We start from the raw sequence: 17,075 nt of genomic DNA, 5'->3' as shown, positions 1-17,075 counted from the left end.
TGAGGTGGTTTCGTTGTGTTTGCATTTTTTTTTCTAAATTATTGTTGTTGAACTTATTACCGGTGAATGCCTAGATGAAATTTCTGAAATACACGGTTCCCGTATTTTTTGCCCTGTTCCTCGCCCTGTTTTCCGGTTGTCACGAGGAAGAAACCCTGTCCAATCTCCAGAAGGATGTCGCCGTTCTCGAAATGCGGGCGGATTCGCTGTACCAGGAGATTGACCGGCTCAAGAAAACGCCCTCCGATGTGGTGCTTCTCAGCGACACGGTCCAGCCCGGTAATGGTCCCTACGCGGTCCTGGAACGCATGAACATCTCCCGGAAGGAAATGGCTCAGTTGGTGAATACGCTTCTCGACAGTGTTGACATGGGTAAGCTGAAGGTGGGACAGCGCTTTTACGCGCTGGTGGATTCTGCGGCGCATGCGGCAAAGGCTGAACATTCGGTGAAGGTCTTCCGTTTTCAGGAAAACGCGATTCTTGTCCACCTGGTGCACTGGGTGGATTCCGGATTTGTCTACAAGAAGGTGGAAAAACCCTTTGTCCGCAAGCAATCTGTGTATGAGGGCGTGCTCGAGAAGGGCGGCACCCTCGACGGCATGCTTTTTAAGTCGGGCATTCCGCAGCGCATGCGCGGCGTGGTGAGCGGCGTGTTGCAGTGCAAGATTGCATTCCAGAGCGCACAGCCCGGAGACCGTTTCCGCGTGCTTCTCGAGGACACGTTCGACAAGGATGGCGTTTGGGTGAGCGGCAAGGTGATTTACGCCGAGTTCGATGGACGCGTGGTGGGGCATCACGAGGCTTTCCTCTATTTCGATGGTGACCCGAAGAGCTCGTTCAATGCGCACTATACCGAAAACGGCGAGGCGCTGATATTCAACGGGCTCCGCTACCCGCTCGACAAGATCCAGATCGGTAGCCGCTTCGGCAAGAGGCTGCACCCGATTCTTGGCGAATACCGCCTGCATGCGGGCGTGGACTACCGCGCGAGCATGGGTTCCCCGGTGTATGCGGTGGCCGATGGCGTGGTGACGGTTTCGGGCTACGACGATGCGAGCGGAAACAAGATTGCCATCAAGCACAGCGACGGTTTCGTGAGCTACTACATGCACCTTTCGCAGAGGAGCGTGAGCGTGGGGACGCATGTGGCCGCCCGCCAGTTCATCGGGAAGGTGGGGTCTACGGGCCGCAGTACGGGGCCGCATCTGCATTTTGGTTTCAAGAACCCGCAGGGGCAATGGATTGACCCGCTCACGAAGACGATGATTGCGACTCCGAAGCTTGCGGGCGAGCGCCTTGCAAAGTTGCAGGGGCAGGTGAAGGATATCCGCAAGGAGATTGAACTCACCTTGCAGACGCCCGCGGTAAAGGCGAACGACACGACGGACGTGATGGTCCACGTGCGCGCATTGAACTAGGAGAGCCCTTGCATAGAGCCTTGGTCACATTCCTTCTTTTGGCGCTTGCTTCTGTGGCTTTTGCCGAAGACGGCGCAAGGTCGGAGTTTACCGACAGCCGGGACGGCCGCGTCTATCGCACGGTGAAAATTGGCGGCCAGGTCTGGTTTGCGGAAAATCTGGCGTATGCGGCCAAGGGAAGCTTTTGCTATGGCGGTGCCGCGAAAGGCTGCTCGGAACGCCTGTACCCGAAGGATGTGGCCGAGAAGGCTTGCCCTGCAGGGTGGCGCTTGCCGTCGAACGACGATTTCCGGAAGCTCTACGGCTATGCCGGAAAGACGGGAGTGAGAAGCGTCGGCAATGCGCTGAAGGCGAAATCCGGGTGGGACCGGAACGGAAACGGCTTTGACGATTTTGGTTTTGACGCGAAACCCGCGGGCTATTGCGAAAGCCGCAAGAAGTGCGAATACCGCGACTGCTTTTACAGCATGTGGAGCTCCACCGAGAATATTTCCTGGAGCCTCTATTGCGTCGACGAGGATTTCAATAAGGGTACTTATTCCAAGACGGCGGCCTTGTCGGTCCGCTGTATAAAGGAGTAGAAGATGAGATACGGGATGAAGATTGTGGTTGTCCTTCTTGCGGGAATCTGTTCCGCTTGCAATGGAGAATCGGAGCAGAAGCAGGAGGCGGCACCGGTTGTCGAGGTGCAGAAAGCTGCCCTGGCAGAAGCGGCTCCCGCGCCTATAGAGGAGAAGCCAGTTGTCGAGGAGCACTTTCCCGATACGATGATGGCCTCGGCGCGCGCCCTCGAGTATGTCGTCGACGACGCTTCTACCGGGGTTTCCGGGACGATCGATTCGTTCGAGGATGTCTACGAGAAGACTCCGGGAATCTTCACGTTCCGCGGCGGGCTCAAGCGCAACACTCCGCACGAGGGCAAGGTCAAGGGGACTCCATCCAAGATTACGGTCGCGTGGAAGTTCGAAACGGATTTCGACAGCGAGCCGACCAAGCTCGGCACATGGGGTGGCGGTTCCGGATGGACTGGCCAGCCGGTCTACGTGAACTGGCCGGACAGTATCGCCGACATGTTCAGGAATTCTTCCTTTGGCCTGACCGAGAATTTCAGCAACGAAGAAATCATGGTGGGCTCGCTCAGCAGCCACATCTACTTCATCGACTTCAAGACGGGCAAGGCCTCGCGCAAGGCGATTGATGTCACGAACCCCATCAAGGGGAGCATCTCGCTAGATCCGTCGATGAACGGCAACCTCTACTTTGGACATGGTGTCCCCAAGAGCGACGAGGTTCCTTTTGGCGCGGGAGTTATCGACCTCAAGAAGCACAAGGTGACGCACATGTACAACCGCGACCGCGACGCCTGGCGCGGCTGGGGTGCCTACGATTCTTCGCCGGTTGTTGTCGGTCAGTTTTTAATCCGCCCCGGCGAAAATGGCAAGATTTACAAGTTTATCCGCGAACAGGGTGGCCTCAAGCTCCATTCGAGCCTCAAGTACAAGGTCAAGAAGCAGAAGGCGGCGGGTGTGGAATCCTCGATTGCCGTGTACCGCAACTATGGCTACTTCGGAGACAACTACGGGAACATCATCTGCATCAACCTCGACACGATGAAACCCGTATGGCGCTATGACAACCACGACGATACCGACGGTTCCGTGGTGATCGATGTCGAGGACGGCGTTCCGTTTGTCTATACGGCAAGCGAAATGGACAAGCAGGGCGACAGCGGAATTTCTTACTTCGTGAAGTTGAACGGGCTTACGGGCGAAAAGGTCTGGGAACAGAAGTTCAAGTGCAACAAGGCAAAAATCGCGGGCAAGAGTTTCGACGGCGGCATGTACTCGACACCGCTTATCGGGCGCGGCGACTGCGATAGCCTCATCATCGTGCCCATCAGCATCCATAAGCCGGTCTTCAAGGGAGACCTTGTCGCCATGAACCGCTACACGGGCAAGGTTGTCTACCGCGTCCCGCTTGAACATTACGCCTGGTCTTCTCCTGTCGGCTTCTACGACGAAAGCGGCAAGCTGTATGTGGTGCAGGGCGACTGCACCGGCAACATGTATATCTTCGAAGGGGCAACGGGCAAGCGCCTGTTCTGTGAAAAAATTGGCGACAACTTCGAATCTTCGCCTGCCGTCGTGGACAATGCGCTCGTGGTCGGTTCCCGAGGCAAGGTCATTTTCAAGATGCTTGTGGAATAGTTTTTTACGGGACCTTGTGCCATGATGCTTGAAGACGATGAATTCCGCGAAATCAGGACGACGCGACGGGCGCACCGCTCCCGCCGAATCGACGCCATGCGCGAATGGGATTCGGGAATCGTCGACGAGCGCCCGACCAAGGAACGGTTCAGCCGCGAGTTCAAGAAGGCTAAAATCAAGCGCATCAAGGACCCAGTCGAAAACATCGGCGAGGAAAACTGCGTCGAGGGCCTGGTCGTGGAAGTGCACCGCCGCACATGCGAGGTGCGCCTTCCGGAAGAAACAGTGACCGCCATGTACCGCGCGACGACCTCAAAGGCGCTGGGCGAGTTCCCGGCCGTGGGAGACCGCGTGCTCGTCGGTCTGGTGAACGACGGCGAGGATACGGGCGACGGCGTGGGCTCCCAGAAGTACTGCGTGGTGCGCGTGCTCCCCCGCAAGAGCGAACTCAAGCGCCCTGGCCCGCGCGACAGTTTCTACAAGCAGCAGACGCTTGCCGCGAATATCGACCAGGTGGTGATTGTCGCAAGCGTCACGCAGCCCGAATTCAACTACGGGTTCATGGACCGCTTCTTGCTTGCGGCGAACCTCAACAATTTGCCGTTTGTCCTTGTGCTTACCAAGATGGATTTGCTGGAAGGCGAACTTCCGGAGTCGATACGCGACTTTGCAAGCATTGTAGACAAGTTTATTCCTATTTCCGTAAAGAACGGGGAGGGCCTTGAAACGCTGAAAGCCGAGCTCCAGGGCAAATCCTCCGTATTCAGCGGTCAGAGTGGTGTTGGCAAGTCGACTCTCGTAAATGCGCTCGTTCCCGATGCGGGCCTTGAGACGGGCGCCGTGCGCGAAAAGGACGGCAAGGGACGCCACACGACGATTTCTTCGAGTCTTTTCGATTTGCCGGGCGGCGGCTATGTCATCGATACCCCGGGTATCCGCAGCATCGGCCTCATGGACATGGATGCGGAATCCCTCGCGAAAATCTTCCCCGGGTTTTTCGAGAGCGATCTTTTTACCTGCAAGTTCAGCAACTGCCTCCACGTGAAGGAGGTGGGCTGTTCTGTGCTCGAAAAATTGCGCGATGGCAGGCTCTCGAAAGCACGTTATGAAAGCTACCGGCGCATCCTCGGTTCAAAAGATTGATTATATTGTAATAAGAATCCCACTATGAAACAAGATATCCGAAAATTCCTAGTCAGCCTCCTTTGGCTTGTCGCCACCTGTTGCGGTGGCGCCTTTGCGCAGAGCTCGAACGCCCCCAAGACTTCTGCCGCCCCTGCGGCGACCGGAACGTCTACCACCAGCATCCGGACACCTATTTTTGTGGGTGGAGCGCTCGGCTTTGGCTCGGGAACGGGTGTCGGTTCGGAGAAGGGACTGGGGTTACGGCAGATTGAACCCATGCTGGGCATCTGGTTTCCTCACGTCGCGTTCTTCCGTGTGGGCTATGGATTCTTCGATTGCGATGAAAAGACGGATGACGGCGACAAGGTGGAAGTCGAACATACGAACCTCGATGTCGAACTGGGCGTCCAGCTGTTGGGCGATGTCTATCTTGTCGGCAACTATTCGAGACTCAAGGACCTTTCCGACGAGGGCGATGTCGCCTGGAACGAATGGGGAGTTGGCGTCGGGTCGCTCCTGAATATCTTTTCGAAGACGATGCTTTTTGCGGAAGTGGGCTACAGGAGGGTTCTGGAACATTACGATCCCTTCCTGAACAAGAAAGTCTCGGGTAGCCGCATCCAGTTAAATCTCGGATTTGCGGCTTACGTCTACTAGGCGGAGCGTGATGTCTGGTTTGAAGAATATTGCCATCATGGGGGGCGCGTTTGATCCCGTCCATGAAGACCATGTCAAGGTGGCACGGATTTGCCTTTCGCGTGGACTTTGCGACGAGGTGTGGTTCGTGCCGAGCCCTGATCGTTGGGACAAGACGCTGAACGCCGCGCCCGAAGACCGTTTTGCGATGCTTGAACTCGTTACTTCCGACGAACCCCGCTTTGTCCTTTCGGACCTTGAAATTGAACAGGGAGATTTTCGCGGTTCCTACGTATTCTTGAAAGGCCTTGCAGAAAGGTTCCCCGACAAGAATTTCCGCCTCCTGGTTGGTGCGGACAGCTACGAGAATATTCCGCACTGGCGCGACCCGCTTCATTTCTATGGCACGGAATATAACGGCCACCTCCTGCTTCGGGACTTTGAACTGATTGTCTTTGCGCGCAATGGCTACGTGCAGCCCGATGTCGCGGAACACAAGGCGAAGGGATATGCGGACCTTTTCTGGATTGGGGAAAAGGAAAATTTTGTCGGCCGGATTTCGAGTACGGGAATCCGCAAGAGCCTGCTTTGCAATCGTAGCGAAAGGCCGGACGGGCTTGCGCCAGAAGTCTACCGCTATATTCTGGAACATGATTTATACAGGGATTGAGTTGGAGTAACGATGCAACTGGTTGACAATTTGAGGCAGAAGCCTCTAGTTCAGAAAGTCGAAAAGTTTTTTCCGGCAATAGCCTTTTTGGCGGGGTTCAGCTGGGATTCCATAACGCTTGGTCAGCAGATTGACCAGTCCGATTTGCTCTTCCTTCTGGCGTACTATATCGGCGCGTTCATCCTGGTGATTCTTTTGTCGGCACATCTGGAACATCCCGAAGGATGGACGAAGGAACGCCTGCAGGCTGCGAAATCGGCTTCCCCGGTGAAGGCGGAATCGAAGGTCCCGGAGAAAACGGATGCGGTAGAAGCGCCTGCCGCTGCGCAAACAGAGGCTCCTGAGCAGGTGCCGTCGCAAAACCCGGCTCCGACCTCCAAGATTTCGGCTGTTGCCGGTAAAATGGCGAATTTCGCGAAACCCGCAACGACAGTGGTCGCCTCGAAAATCAAGAACGTGGCTGATGCCTCGGCAACGAAACTCAAGAATGCTGCGGACGCCTCGACTGCGGAAGCCAAAAAGCTGGCTGACAAGATTGGTTACGAGTCTACCGCCATCCCCAAGAATGCCATCGTGGTGGAACACCGCTTTTTGGACCGAGAATGGAGCGAGGTGTGGAAGGACCGTTTCTCCTGGATGGTGCAGTTCTGCTTCGGAAGTATGTTCAGCGCACTGGTCGTCTGCTACTTCAAGAGCAGCGGTTCGCTGGCCTCGTTCCTTCTGGTGCTGTTTTTGGCCGTATTGCTGGTCGGTAATGAATTCCTCAAAAAAAGGTATGAAAGCTTCGGCGTGAGCCTCGCGTTTTTTTGCCTGCTCGGGACGATGTTCCTGAATTTTGCGATTCCGCACCTGGTACACCGAATAGGATTTATCTGGTTCTTTTTGAGCACGCTTGCGTCATTTGGCATCTGTGTCGGAATCCAAAAGCTGTCGCACCACAAGAGGCGCGTGCTGATTGCTCCGGCTCTGATCAGCTCGGCCTTGGTCATCGCCTATATCATGAACTGGGTCCCGCCTGTTCCGCTCGTGCTGAAGCAGCAACTGGTCTGCCAGAATTTTGATAAGAAGAACTACTCCTGCGATATCGACAAGCCGACATTCTTGCAGACACTCGGGTTCAAACTTCCGTCGGTTCATCGAATCGACGGTGCGGAAGTCTATTATCTTTCGTCGGTTTATGCGCCTGCGGAATTGAAGGCGGAACTGGAATACCGCTGGTACGTGAAGGATGAGGCGACAGGGGAATACAGGCTTACGGATAGAGTTTCTTCTGGCAGGATGGTCATGCGGGGTGGTCGCGAAAACGGCTACCGGAGCTACACGAAAAAGAAGAAGATTCCGGCTGGACGCTACCTTGTAGAAACGGCTTACAAGAATGGCGCTGTCATCGGCTCGCAGAAGTTCGAGGTCTTCGAGGATGGCCCGGCCCCCAAGGGCTTCGAACGTGATTCCTTAAGGTAACCTGTGCGTGCTCCGAGCGACATGTATTTCGAGAGCGAAGTCCGCCCGGAACAGGATGGACGCCTTTTGCTCGATTCCCTGGTGGAACGCTTTACTTACCACAGTCGCGACGAATGGGTCGATCGTTTTGCTCGCGGGCTAGTTTCCCTGAACGGAGCTGTCGCGAACCTTGAAACCGTTGCTCACAAGGGCAACAAGATCGTGTACCATGTTGAAAACTACGAGGAACCCGAAGTCCCGACAGATTTCGACACCGTGTTCGAGGATGACGAGTTCCTGCTTGTCGCAAAGCCTGCCGGAATCCCGGTGCACCATACCGGACGCATTTTCTACAACACGTTTACTGCCGTGGTGCGCCGTGCGACCGATTGCGAGACTGCGGTTCCCATGCACCGTCTGGACCGCGATACGGGCGGGCTCATGCTCTTTGCGAAATATGCGGAAACGGCGGCGCGCTTCCAGAAGAACCTCGACCGCATTCTTCTCCGCAAGTTCTATCTGGCGGTGGTGCGGGGGAACTTCCCTCATGAGGAATACCGCTGCGACTTGCCCCTGCGCGAAGATCCGCAAAGCGCAATCCGCCTGAAGATGTTCCATTTCGAGGATGGAAAGCCCTGCTCGACGGTTTTCCGGACGCTTTCGCGGTTCGAACGCGACGGCGAACAGTTCTCCGTGCTGGAATGCGAACTTTTGACCGGTCGCAAGCACCAGATCCGTGCGCACCTTGCCGAACTCGGGTTCCCCATCGTGGGAGACAGGCTTTACTGGCGCAATGGCTTCTATTACGAAAAAATGGCGACTTCTGGTCTTGATGACGAAGATTATCGCGTTCTCGGCGCGCATAGCCACATGCTCTATGCGTACAAGGTTGAACTGCTTTTGCCCTACTGGGATATCCCACGTACGTTTGTCAGCAAGAATTTCCCCGTCGAGATGAAGACCCTCCTGGTCGACATTGACTAGCTTTTTGTTCTTGTGAATTTTTGCAGGATGCCCCCGAGGAGTTTGCCCCTATCTATACATAAAAACGGATGAGACGTCCAAATGAGCCCAAAAAGGCCTAAAAATTTTGTTTACGCTTCGGTTTTGCGCTGTTGGGATAAATTTATAGCGTCTCCCGTATCTCGAGCACGTAATTTTTTTATTTTTTGTCCGTAAAATTTTGAACATTGGTTCAAGGAGTTGAAAAATGAAATCTAAAGTGCTGTTTGGCCTTGCGTCTGTTGCCATGATGCTTGCCGCCTGCGATATGCAGGGTGGAGCCCAGTCCGAAGCCAAGATTACCCCGAATTCTACTGACGATCAGAAGTTCGCCTATATGTTGGGTGCCCAGTTCGGCCTCCATAACTTCAAGATGATTCCGTTGCAGATGGGTGAAGAACTTGACGAAGATGCCGTTGTCCAGGGTATCAGGGACGCCTACAAGTCCGAGAAGGATACGAACTTTAGGCTCCAGGTCGAACCGGATACGCTGAGGGATATCGGCTTTGACTACAATTCCAACGCCCGTGCCCGTATGGCGTCCATCCGCCCGGATAGCGCGACGAACGCCTCCTTCAACGGAGACCAGGCTAAGTTCCGCGCCTATATGGATTCGGCTATGAAGGCCCTCCCTGTTGTGAAGGCTCCCGCCCCCAAGAACCAACCCGTCGTTCTCGGTGCCGAGGCTACCCGCAACCAGAAGTTCTCCTACTTCATCGGTGTGCAGTTCGAAAACCAGTTCAGCAGCATCGGTGCGCAGTTCCAGACCGAATTCGACTTGAACTACTTCGTGCTTGGCTTGCGTGAGGCGTCTGCGAATGTCCGCGATACGACTATAGCTCTTGCACTCCCTGAAGATTCCCTCAAGGCTGTTGGCGAACGCTACAACGAAAAGATGAAGGTCCTTCGTGAAGAGGCTATCAAGAAGGCTCAGGAAGCCGAGGCGAAACTCAAGGAGGAGGTGAAGGGCCTCCGTGGTGACACGCTTGCGAATGGCATGCCTGCCAAGATGAACTACAAGGTGAAGGTGACCGGTATTACGAACAAGGCCGAAAACCTCGAAACTTGGGCCGGCAAGCCTCTCATGATTTTCTACTTCTCCGCGACCTGCGGCCACTGTGCACACGCCGCTCCGCAGATTCTTGACATCGCGAAGGAATTTGCTCCGAAGGGACTTACGACGGTTGCCGTTGCTAGCGGTGGAAACAACAAGCCCGGCATCCGCAAGTTTGCCGACAACGCGAAGTTCGACGATACCGTCAATATCGTGTGGGACGAATCCCGCCAGTTCGGTGAACTCTACAGCGATGGCTACGTGCCCAAGGTCTACCTCGTGAATCCGGATGCCTCGTACAAGGAATACACTGCGTTCGAAAGCGAGAAGGAAACCCTCAAGCAGGAAATCGCCGCCCTCATGGAAGGCAAGAACGTTGAGTGGAAGATTGACCCGCCCAAGCCGGCTGTGGTCGATACGCTCAAGCCTGCTGCAGCCCAGGCGCCCGAAGCGAAGCCCGCTGCCAAGTAATGTCTCTTATTGCAGAATTCGATGTCGTCGTAGTCGGTGGCGGCCATGCCGGCATCGAGGCGACGCATGCCGCCTGGAAGCTCGGCGTAAAGACCGCCATGCTTACGATGGATGTGAACGCCATCGGACGCATGAGCTGTAACCCCGCCGTGGGTGGCGTGGCGAAAGGCCAGATCGTGCGCGACATCGATGCGCTCGGCGGCCTGATGGGGCTCCTGACAGACAAGGCGGGTATCCAGTTCCGCATGCTCAACATGAGCAAGGGACCTGCCGTATGGGGCCCGCGCGCCCAGTGCGACATGAAGTATTATAGCGAAGTTGCCCGCGAGGTGATTACGAACCTTCCGGGGCTTTCGGTAATCGAGGGCGAACTGGCCGCATTTGAACGCATGGACGACGGTCGCTTGGAACTTACGCTTTTGAATGGCGAACGCTACGTGACGCGTGCACTCGTGATTACGAGCGGCACCTTCCTTGCCTCCAAGATGTTCACCGGGCTTGAAACGAGTATCGGTGGGCGAGTGGGCGAGCCGAGTGCAGATAAACTTTCGGAATGCCTTGCCGCAAACGGCATTGTGCTTCGCAGGCTCAAGACGGGTACGCCGAGCCGGCTCGACCCGGATTCCATAGACTTTGATGAATGCGATGTGCAGCACGGTGATGGTGTCGCCTGGCCCATGAGCGACCGTCATTTGGAAAATACTGTCCCCGGCCGCGATGCGGATTATTTCTGGGGCGATGCTGCAAACAAGTTTGTGCGAAACGACTGCGTCTGCTGGATTACGCGCACGAATATCAGGACGCACGATATTCTTCGCAGCGGGTTCAAGGATAGCCCAATGTTTAGTGGTCGCATCCACGGCAAGGGGCCACGCTACTGCCCGAGTATCGAGGATAAGATTAACCGCTTCGGCGACCGCGATGGTCACCAGCTTTTCTTGGAACCGGAACAGGCAGATATCGGGCGCGTCTACATCAACGGGTTCAGTTCAAGCCTGCCTGCGGATATCCAGATTGCTGCAATTCACACGATTCCGGGCCTTACGCGAGCCCGTGTGCTGCAGATTGGCTATGCGGTTGAATACGATTCCGTTGATGCCACACAACTTTTCCCGACTTTTGAATGTAAGAAGGTTCCCGGACTCTATTTCGCAGGCCAGGTCTGTGGTACGAGCGGCTATGAGGAGGCTGCGGGTCAGGGGCTACTGGCTGGCATCAACGCGGCTCTCAAAATAAAGGGCGAAGGGCCCTTTATTTTAGGTCGTTCCGACAGTTACCTGGGGGTAATGGCGGACGACCTTACGAACATCCTGCTCGACGAGCCTTACAGGATGTTCACGAGCCGCGCCGAATACAGGCTCTTCCTCCGGAGCGACAATGCGGAAAATCGCCTCAAGGAACGTGCGCATGCAATCGGGATGATTTCGGATAACGACTTTGCCGACTGGAAACGCCGCGTTGAACTTGTCGAGACCGCCCGGAGGCGTCTTGCCGAGGAATCGGCCCTGCCCGAACAGGCGAACGCGATTCTTGAAGCCGGTGACCAGGCTCCCGCGACTGAGCGCACCCGCTGGATTAACGTTCTCCGCCGCCCGGGAATTGACCCCGAACAGCTGTTCAAGGTTGCGCTTCCGGACTTGCCGCTGACGCGCCGCGACCGTTGGTTCATGTACGCCGAAGAAATTTACGCAGGGTTCTTTGACCGTCAGGCCCGCGAAATCGACGACCAGAAGAAGATGGAATCCGTTCGCCTGCCCGAAGATTTCGACTACATGCAGGTGACGTCGATTAGCATCGAGAGTCGTCAGCGCCTGAACGCGCACAAGCCGCTCACATTGGGCCAGGCTAGCCGTATTCCCGGTGTGCGTCCCGCCGACATAACGGTCCTTTCGCATTGGCTCGAAAACCGGGGCTAGAGGACGGCTCTCCGAAAGACCGTACTTGCAAAATTAGCGTTTTTTTGCTATCTTTGCGCGCGTCAAATTAACATCATTGTCGATAGACATTTTCCAAGAGGTACATCATGGCAGAAGAAACAGAAGTCAAAACCACAGAAGAAGTCAAGCCTCAGGAACCGAAATCCACAGAAAAAGCTCAAGAAAAGAAGGCCCCGGCCAAGAAGAAGCGCCCGTTGAACGCCAAGCGCAAGGGTGCCGCTCCTTCCGCCAAGAAACCGGCCGTCTTCAGTGATTCCCTGGAAGACCGTTTCCCCGCCCTCGCCGCCAAGCTCAAGAAGCAGATCGAGGACGGCATCAAGCAGAAGATCAAGGAAGCCCAGAACGACCCTAAGGTCAAGGCCGCTTCCAAGAAGTTCGCTGCTGAAAAGTAAAACCTTGACACTTTTGAAAAAAGAGACGCCCCGTGGGGGCGTCTCTTTTTGTATACCGAATCTATTTTTCTTCGGGTGCCTGTTCGGTGGCCTCGGCTTCGGCCGAAGCGTCTGCCTTGTCTTTGTCGCGGATGGTGGCGCGGCGAATCTTTCCGCTAATCGTCTTGGGCAGTTCCGTCACGAAGTCGATGATGCGCGGGCTCTTGTAGGAGGCCGCGACGTTCTTCGCGAAAAGCTGCATTTCCTTCGCGAGTTCCTTCGATGCCTCGTAGCCCTTCTTCAAGACGACGGTCGCCTTCACGGCTTGGCCGCGGTCCTTGTCCTCGACGCCCGTCACCGCCACTTCAAGGACGGCGGGGTGCTTGTGGAGCACTTCTTCCACCTCGAAGGGGCTGATGCGGTAACCCGAACTCTTGATGAGGTCGTCGGTGCGGCCCACGAACCACAGGTATCCATCCTTGTCGCGGGTGGCGGTGTCGCCCGTATGGTAGACTCCGCCCTCGAACACCTTCTCTGTGCGTTCCGGGTCGCGGTAGTAGCCGCCGAACATGCCGAAGGGTTTACCCTGGTCAATCTTGATGATGAGTTCGCCCACCTCGTCGGTGGCGCAGGGCTTGCCTTCGGCATCCACGATTTCCATGCGGTATCCCGGGGAGGGCATGCCGATGGAACCCGGACGCGGTTCGGTGAACCCGAAGTTGCCTGTGGTAAGCGTGAGTTCCGTCTGGCCGTAGCCTTCCTGCAAGCGTATTCCCGTCTGCTCGTAGAACTTGTTGTAGATGTCGGTGTTGAGCGATTCGCCTGCGGTGGTGCAGTACTGGAGGCTCGAAAGGTCGTAATGGCTCAGTCCGTGGTGCAATATGTAGCGGTAGACGGTGGGCGGCGCGCAGAACGTGGTCACCTTGTATTCCGCCATCTTCTCGAGCAGCTTGCCCGGGATGAACACCTTCATGTCGTAGGTGAACACTGCGCTACCCGCAATCCACTGCCCGTATATCTTGCCCCAGAGGGCCTTGGCCCAGCCAGTCTCCGCGACGGTGAGGTGCCTGCCCCCGTCCACGACGTGCTGCCAGTACTTTGCCGTCACGATGTGGCCAAGCGGGTAGGTGAACGTGTGCGCCACCATCTTCGGGTTCGAACTCGTACCGCTCGTGAAGTACACGATCATGATGTCGTCGTTGTGGGTCGCCTCTTCGCCTTCGGGGCGCGGGAACCTGGCGGGGAATATTTCGTAGTCGTCGTAGAAGCTTACCCAGTTCTGGCGGGCGGTCTGGCCTACGGTCACGAGCTTTTCGACGGACGGGCATTTTGTTTTTGCCTTGTCCACTTCCTTTTGCAGCGAGGGTTCGTCGTAACTCACGACCATCTTGATTTCGGCCGCGTTGAAGCGGTATTCCAGGTCTTCTTCGGCGAGCATGTTCGTCGCGGGTATTGCAATCGCGCCAATGCGGTGGAGCGCCAGGAGGAAGAACCAGAACTCGTAGCGGCGGCGCAGGATGAGCATCACGCGGTCGCCTTTCTTGATTCCCTGTTCCTTTAGGAAGTTCGCGGTGCGCTGGGAAGCGAGCGAGAGGTCCTTGAACGTGTAGATGTGGCTTTCGTCGTTGTCGTCGCACCACACGAGGGCTTCGCGCTTGGGTTCGGTCTTCGCGTATTCGTCAACCACGTCGTAGGCGAAGTTGAAGTCTTCCGGGATAGTTATCTTGAAATTCTTGTAGAGGTCCTCGTACGAATCGAATTCGATACGGGAAAGAAACTTGCTTAACATCATGTTCGAATCCTGTCGTATTGGTTTTAGAGATCCCTGTACATGATTTTTTCGCGCATGGTGGAAATGTAGCGGACCATGTTCAAAATGCGTTTTTCGCCGATGGTCCTGAAATCCTTGTCGTGGAACACCAGGCGGTGCGTGCCACCCGGCAGGAGCATGCGGAGGCAGGCGTAGGTCTGCACGATTCCGAGCATCGCGGGCGGGTAGATGGAAAAACTGAGCGGCCTTGACTTGGTCTTCTTGATTCCGCTTTCCGTCTTCTGGTAGATGCCGTGGTAATCCTCGTAGTAGTCGAAGATGTCGAGGGCGAGGTTCTTGAGGTACTTGTTGCCGAACCAGATGGGCGGAATGAACCCGGAGGGCTTCTCGGTGCCGTGGGCGTTCCAGAGGGCTAGGCTGCGCTTGAGGAGCGTCTGCGTGAGTCGCTCGTTCAGGCCAGCGAATTCGGCCTCGTTGTTCGAAATCCAGAGGGCGAACTTGCCCTGCAGGCTACGCTTGATAAAGAGGTCTGCGCGGTGGCGGGCACCGTGGAGCATAATCTCGTAGCCTTCTTTCACGAACTTCTCGAGTTCTTCGCGGAATTCGTCCGCCTCGGATTCGGGCACGGCCCCGATGGAGGGCACGACTGCGATGCTTATGGGCGAACCTGCGGCGTCCGCAAGTTTACGGATTTGCGTGCGGGCTCTCTTGAAGTTCGTCGCGCTGAAGCTGTGGTAGCACAGGATGAACTTTTTCTTCTTGTGTTGGTTCGCTTCGGCCGCCTGGATGTCGAGGATGTCCTTGTTCTGTTCCATGGGTTACCTACTTGTCCTTGCTAGATGTGAAGGATTCTTCCTCGAGTTTCTGCGAAATGAAAAGGTGATAAAAGAAGAACAGGATTGCCGTCAGTGCGGAAATCTTGAGCCACGATTTAAACAGCCAGTCGGACATATGTCGCTCCTTGATTCTGGTTATTCCTTGAATTTCTTGATGACAACCACGCCGTTGTGGCCGCCGAACCCGAGCGATGCGGATACGGCGACGTCGATGTTGCCTTCGATGCCCTTGTGCGGCACGTAGTCGAGGTCGCATTCCGGGTCGGGGTTGTCGAGGTTGATGGTCGCGGGGTAGAACGAGTCCTGCACGGCGAGTGTCGAGATGATGGCCTCGATGACGCCTGCGGCGCCCACGCAGTGGCCGGTCATGCTCTTGGTACTCGACACCTTGATCTTGTAGGCGTGCTCGCCGAGCGCGATTTTCAGCATCTGCGTCTCGGTGAGGTCGTTCAGGTGCGTCGAGGTGCCGTGCGCGTTGTAGTAGTCCACGTCGGTGGGGTCGACATCGGCATCCTTCAGGGCGCGGGTCATGGCCTTTGCGCAGGTTTCTCCACCCGGGCGCGGGCTCGTGATGTGGTATGCGTCCGCAGAGGCGCCATAGCCCGCAAGTTCCGCGTAGATCTTTGCCCCGCGGGCCTTTGCGTGCTCGAGTTCTTCCAGCACCATCACAGCACCGCCTTCGCCCATGACAAAGCCGCTACGGTCTTTGTCGAACGGGCGCGACGCCTTCGTGGGGTCGTCGTTGAACTTGTCGGTGAGGGCGTGCATGCCCGCAAAACTCTTGATGGAATATTCGGTAATCCCGCTTTCGGAGCCTCCTGCAAGGCACACGTCGAGCCTGCCCGAGCGGATGGAATCCAGTGCGACCCCGATGGCGTCTGTGCCGGAGGCACAGGCGGTGCAGACCGTGTGGGCGAGTCCCGTAATCCCGAGGGCGATGGAGACGTTCGCGCATGCCTCGTTCGGGATGAGTTCCGGCATGGCGAGCGGGGAAACCCTGCGCTTGCCGCCCTCGATATACTTGTTGTAGGTTTCGTCGAGGATGTCCATGCCGGATAGACCGTTGCCGGCCACGATTCCGGTGGTGTCCTCGGCGAGCTGTTCGCGGCTGAGGCTTGCGTCCTTGACCGCCTCGTTGGCTGCCCCGACTAGGAACTGCGTGAAGCGCGCCATGCGGCGTGCTTCTTTCGGGTCCAAACCGTGTTCTTCGGGCTTGAAGTCCTTCACTTCGGCTGCGATTTTCACGGGGCAGTTGCTTGCATCGAACTGCGTGATGGGGCCGATACCGCACTTGCCTTCGCGGATGGCGTTCCACATTTCGGGGACTGATTTACCAACGGGGGTCACGGCGCCGAGGCCGGTAATGACAACTCTTCTTCTCATGGAGATCCTTGTTTCTTATCAATCCAAAGATAGTTTTTTTGGGCGAATGGCGGATTTGGGGGCGTTCAGAAGATGAAAATGGCGAAAACGATGCGTGTGTAAGATTTTTGAAATGTTTTTGTAATTATATGAAAAATTGAAAAAAGGAACGTGCGGGCTTTTTTTTGGTTATATTTAGTCTCGAACAACTTAAAGGAGAAACATATCATGAAAAAATTATTGATTTGCACAGCAATCGCCGCTGCAGCCATGTTCACCGCCTGTGACGACGACGATTCTACCAGCGCTTCTGACAAGACCTACTCTTGCGAAGTCAAGGCCAATCTGGGGGCGCTTCTCGGAGACCTCAACATTTGTGCAGAATCTGCTGACCAGACCAAGATGACTAATGCTTGCGGCAAGGCTGGCGAAATGCTGAAAGCCCTTGGCATCGATGATGCCGCCAAGACCGGTTCCAGCTGCCCCAGCGGTTCCAAGAAGTCTTGCGATGGCAAGCTTGATGGCGTTGACTACACAGTTTATTCCTATACCGAGGACGATGTGGAAAAGTCCTGCGATGAAATTACCGCGCAAGTGGATCAGCTCTCCAAGTAAGAGCGATGCTCCTTCTTTAAAGGGCCCGGCGGTAATGCCGGGTCTTTTTATATGGGGTAAACTAATATTTTGCCCCTGCGCATACGCTTTTTTTTCTAAATGGCGTCCTTTCAGGACGCATATAGATCGGCTCGGCTATGCCAACGCAATGCTTGTGTTG

The 17,075-nt window shown here is 55.8% G+C and carries 16 protein-coding genes; 12 read left to right on the top strand and 4 right to left on the bottom strand.

Translation table 11 applies throughout. From position 1 onward, the window contains the following. Positions 1-74 precede the first annotated feature (74 nt). The 11 genes from B2310_RS01955 (at position 75) to B2310_RS01905 (ending at position 12,352) form a co-directional block, all read left to right on the top strand. Positions 75-1,418 (top strand): M23 family metallopeptidase, encoded by a 1,344-nt coding sequence (locus B2310_RS01955; RefSeq protein ID WP_173380783.1) that lies wholly within the window; start codon positions 75-77, stop codon positions 1,416-1,418. Positions 1,419-1,426: 8 nt separating this feature from the next. Beyond that, positions 1,427-1,999 carry an FISUMP domain-containing protein gene (locus B2310_RS01950; protein WP_290728302.1) on the top strand — a complete coding sequence of 191 codons (573 nt, stop codon included), beginning with the start codon at positions 1,427-1,429 and terminating at the stop codon, positions 1,997-1,999. A gap of 3 nt (positions 2,000-2,002) precedes the next feature. Next, positions 2,003-3,625, top strand: coding sequence for a hypothetical protein (locus tag B2310_RS01945; RefSeq protein ID WP_290728299.1), 1,623 nt, complete (start codon positions 2,003-2,005; stop codon positions 3,623-3,625). A 21-nt stretch (positions 3,626-3,646) separates the two neighbouring features. Beyond that, complete coding sequence (gene rsgA, locus B2310_RS01940; RefSeq protein ID WP_290728297.1) at positions 3,647-4,768, top strand: ribosome small subunit-dependent GTPase A; 1,122 nt, start codon at positions 3,647-3,649, stop codon at positions 4,766-4,768. A 24-nt stretch (positions 4,769-4,792) separates the two neighbouring features. Then, positions 4,793-5,407, top strand: a complete 615-nt coding sequence (locus tag B2310_RS01935) for a hypothetical protein (protein ID WP_290728295.1) — start codon at positions 4,793-4,795, stop codon at positions 5,405-5,407. 10 nt (positions 5,408-5,417) lie between these two features. Further along, positions 5,418-6,056 (top strand): nicotinate-nicotinamide nucleotide adenylyltransferase, encoded by a 639-nt coding sequence (locus B2310_RS01930; protein WP_290727044.1) that lies wholly within the window; start codon positions 5,418-5,420, stop codon positions 6,054-6,056. A 12-nt stretch (positions 6,057-6,068) separates the two neighbouring features. Next, positions 6,069-7,517: a DUF2914 domain-containing protein gene (locus tag B2310_RS01925; protein WP_290728293.1), complete on the top strand. Its 1,449-nt coding sequence runs from the start codon at positions 6,069-6,071 to the stop codon at positions 7,515-7,517. 3 nt (positions 7,518-7,520) lie between these two features. After that, positions 7,521-8,480, top strand: a complete 960-nt coding sequence (locus B2310_RS01920; RefSeq protein WP_290728291.1) for a pseudouridine synthase — start codon at positions 7,521-7,523, stop codon at positions 8,478-8,480. Positions 8,481-8,706: 226 nt separating this feature from the next. Continuing rightward, positions 8,707-10,023, top strand: coding sequence for an FKBP-type peptidyl-prolyl cis-trans isomerase N-terminal domain-containing protein (locus B2310_RS01915; RefSeq protein ID WP_290728289.1), 1,317 nt, complete (start codon positions 8,707-8,709; stop codon positions 10,021-10,023). Next, positions 10,023-11,939 (top strand): tRNA uridine-5-carboxymethylaminomethyl(34) synthesis enzyme MnmG, encoded by a 1,917-nt coding sequence (gene mnmG / locus B2310_RS01910; RefSeq protein WP_290728288.1) that lies wholly within the window; start codon positions 10,023-10,025, stop codon positions 11,937-11,939. The genes B2310_RS01915 and mnmG overlap by 1 nt, the downstream gene beginning before the upstream one ends. Before the next feature lie 107 nt (positions 11,940-12,046). Further along, positions 12,047-12,352: a hypothetical protein gene (locus tag B2310_RS01905; RefSeq protein WP_173364992.1), complete on the top strand. Its 306-nt coding sequence runs from the start codon at positions 12,047-12,049 to the stop codon at positions 12,350-12,352. A gap of 61 nt (positions 12,353-12,413) precedes the next feature. Here B2310_RS01905 and B2310_RS01900 read toward each other — a convergent pair whose 3' ends face one another. Genes B2310_RS01900 through fabF form a run of 4 tightly spaced genes read right to left on the bottom strand, consistent with a single transcriptional unit; the run spans position 12,414 to position 16,321 of the window. Beyond that, complete coding sequence (locus B2310_RS01900; protein ID WP_290728286.1) at positions 12,414-14,123, bottom strand: AMP-binding protein; 1,710 nt, start codon at positions 14,121-14,123, stop codon at positions 12,414-12,416. Between the two features lie 23 nt (positions 14,124-14,146). Then, on the bottom strand, positions 14,147-14,917 hold the full coding sequence (locus B2310_RS01895; RefSeq protein WP_290728284.1) for a polysaccharide deacetylase family protein: 771 nt from the start codon (positions 14,915-14,917) through the stop codon (positions 14,147-14,149). Between the two features lie 7 nt (positions 14,918-14,924). After that, positions 14,925-15,053, bottom strand: a complete 129-nt coding sequence (locus B2310_RS01890; RefSeq protein ID WP_290727049.1) for a hypothetical protein — start codon at positions 15,051-15,053, stop codon at positions 14,925-14,927. A gap of 20 nt (positions 15,054-15,073) precedes the next feature. Further along, positions 15,074-16,321, bottom strand: a complete 1,248-nt coding sequence (gene fabF, locus B2310_RS01885; protein WP_290728282.1) for a beta-ketoacyl-ACP synthase II — start codon at positions 16,319-16,321, stop codon at positions 15,074-15,076. 207 nt (positions 16,322-16,528) lie between these two features. Here fabF and B2310_RS01880 point away from each other — a divergent pair, with 207 nt between their 5' ends. Then, positions 16,529-16,915 carry a hypothetical protein gene (locus B2310_RS01880; RefSeq protein ID WP_290728280.1) on the top strand — a complete coding sequence of 129 codons (387 nt, stop codon included), beginning with the start codon at positions 16,529-16,531 and terminating at the stop codon, positions 16,913-16,915. Positions 16,916-17,075: the final 160 nt, after the last annotated feature.

Origin of the sequence: Fibrobacter sp. UBA3629 (assembly GCF_002374005.1) — a bacterium.
Lineage (GTDB): Bacteria > Fibrobacterota > Fibrobacteria > Fibrobacterales > Fibrobacteraceae > Fibrobacter.
The sequence above is the reverse complement of the archived record's forward strand: the minus strand, read 5'-3'. Positions and strand labels throughout refer to the sequence as shown.